The sequence below is a fragment of the Pseudochrobactrum sp. AO18b genome, assembly GCF_000409565.1.
GTDB classification, from domain to species: domain Bacteria; phylum Pseudomonadota; class Alphaproteobacteria; order Rhizobiales; family Rhizobiaceae; genus Pseudochrobactrum; species Pseudochrobactrum saccharolyticum.
Genome location: NZ_ANNO01000385.1, coordinates 1 through 2,237, shown reverse-complemented (window position 1 = coordinate 2,237; position 2,237 = coordinate 1). Strand labels below are relative to the sequence as shown.

2 protein-coding genes are annotated in these 2,237 nt (G+C 52.5%); one reads left to right on the top strand and one right to left on the bottom strand.

What is annotated here, in order from left to right; all coding sequences use genetic code 11:
- Positions 1-18: 18 nt before the first annotated feature.
- Positions 19-186 (bottom strand): hypothetical protein, encoded by a 168-nt coding sequence (locus tag A918_RS22095; RefSeq protein ID WP_022711757.1) that lies wholly within the window; start codon positions 184-186, stop codon positions 19-21.
- A 203-nt stretch (positions 187-389) separates the two neighbouring features.
- Here A918_RS22095 and A918_RS0114500 point away from each other — a divergent pair.
- The coding region (locus A918_RS0114500; protein WP_022711756.1) for a propionyl-CoA synthetase at positions 390-2,237 on the top strand (1,848 nt) is incomplete at its 3' end.

Sequence of the window (2,237 nt, the reverse complement as noted above, 5' to 3'; positions counted from 1 at the left end):
TTTTTTTATATCGGACCTTTAATAACCGGTATGAGCCTGCAGCAAGACTGTAATCATCATCACCGCAATGGCCGCAACGGCGATTTTCCAGAAATCACTGCGCCGCTTCAGTCCCGGCAATCCCAATGGCTTCAGCAGATGCAATCCCATCAGGATCAGCAATAAAACCGGTGCAATCTTTGCCATTGCGCATCCTCTGAATATTATTGCGGCCTGACTTGTATCTTGCCCCCTCTTTAGTCGAATGGACGTCACTTTAACAGTGTGGATTAATATCGGCTGAGGAGAATGGCGTAGTTTATATTTTTCAAAACCGCACAAAGATCCGGTGAAAGTTATTCTGCGCCTGAGAGGTGCAAGCACAGCTTGCATTGCAATGGGAGGAATACATGACTTCGGCTTATCCCGAAATTTATCAGGCATGGAAAAATGATCCCCAAACTTTCTGGGGCAAAGCATCCGCACTTATCGACTGGTATAAACCAGAGACAAAAATCTTTGACCCTGAACAAGGCCCTTACGGACGGTGGTTTGCAGGCGCTGAATGCAACACCTGCTACAACATGCTCGACCGTCATATCGAGGCCGGTCGCGGTGATGTTCCCGCTATTCTCTATGACAGTCCTGTCAGCGGCCAGAAGGCTCGTTTCACCTATAGCGAGACTCTGGAACAGGTGATGCGGCTCAGCGCCGTGATGCAGGATTTCGGCATTCAAAAAGGCGATCGGGTGCTAATTTATATGCCGATGGTGCCGCAGGCATTATTTGCCATGATGGCCTGTGCCCGCCTTGGTGCAATTCATTCTGTAGTCTTTGGAGGCTTTTCCGCTGACGAGTTGGCAGCACGTATTGATGATGCCACCCCTGCCCTGATTATTGCCAGCTCCTGCGGGCTGGAAGCCAATAAGACAGTCAGCTACAAACCGCTGCTCGACAAAGCGATCACCACAGCCAAACATCAGGTAAAGCATTGTCTGATCCATCAGCGCGAACAATGCCGGTGTGACCTCATTACAGGCCGCGATCACGACTTTACAGAGCTTTGCGAACAGGCCGCAGGACGTGATGTGCCTTGTGCATCCGTTGCCGCCACCGATCCGCTTTATATTCTCTACACTTCCGGTACCACTGGTAAGCCCAAGGGCGTTGTGCGCGATAATGGCGGCTATATGGTTGCGCTCGCATGGTCGATGGGCGCACTTTATGGCATTCAGGCAGGGGATATTTTCTGGACAGCATCAGATATCGGCTGGGTCGTCGGCCATTCCTATATTGTCTATGCCCCGCTGCTGATCGGCGCTACAACAGTGCTGTTTGAAGGCAAACCTGTCGGCACGCCCGATGCCGGTACATTCTGGCGGGTGGTTGCCGAGCACAAGGTGAAAGTGCTGTTCACTGCACCAACCGCTCTGCGCGCGATTAAGCGAGAAGACCCTGAAGGCAAGCTGCTGCATCAATATGATCTCTCCAGCCTTGAAGCACTTTATCTCGCCGGAGAACGTGCAGATCCGAATACGCTGGAATGGGCAGAGCAGATGCTCAACCGCCCTGTGATTGACCATTGGTGGCAAACCGAAACCGGCTGGCCGATTGCCGGTAATCCGCGCGGCCTTGGTATGTTGCCGGTCAAACACGGCTCAACTTGCGTGCCGATGCCCGGCTATGATGTGCAGGTGCTGGATGATGCAGGCCATCCGGCGAAAACCGGTGAGCTTGGCAATATTGTTATCAAACTGCCGATGCCGCCCGGTTGTCTGCCAACTTTGTGGCAGGCCGACCAGCGCTTCCATGAAGCCTATCTTGATGAATTCAAAGGCTATTATAAATCCGCTGATGCCGGTTACATGGATGAAGACGGCTATATTTTCATCATGAGCCGCACTGATGACATCATCAATGTTGCGGGACATCGCCTATCCACTGGTTCGATGGAAGAGGTGATTGCCGGTCACCCACAGGTCGCAGAATGTGCAGTGATCGGCATTGCCGATAAGCTCAAAGGGCAAATCCCCTGCGGCTTCATCGTGCTTAAGGCCGGTGTGACGCAAGCCCATAGTGAGATTGAAGCAGAATGTGTGGAACGGGTACGCGATCAGATCGGGCCTGTTGCCGCGCTGCGTACCGTTCTGACAGTCAGCAAATTACCCAAAACCCGCTCCGGCAAAATTCTGCGCTCCACCATGCAAAAAATCGCTGATCACGAGCCATGGAAAATGCCTGCCACGATTGAAGATCCG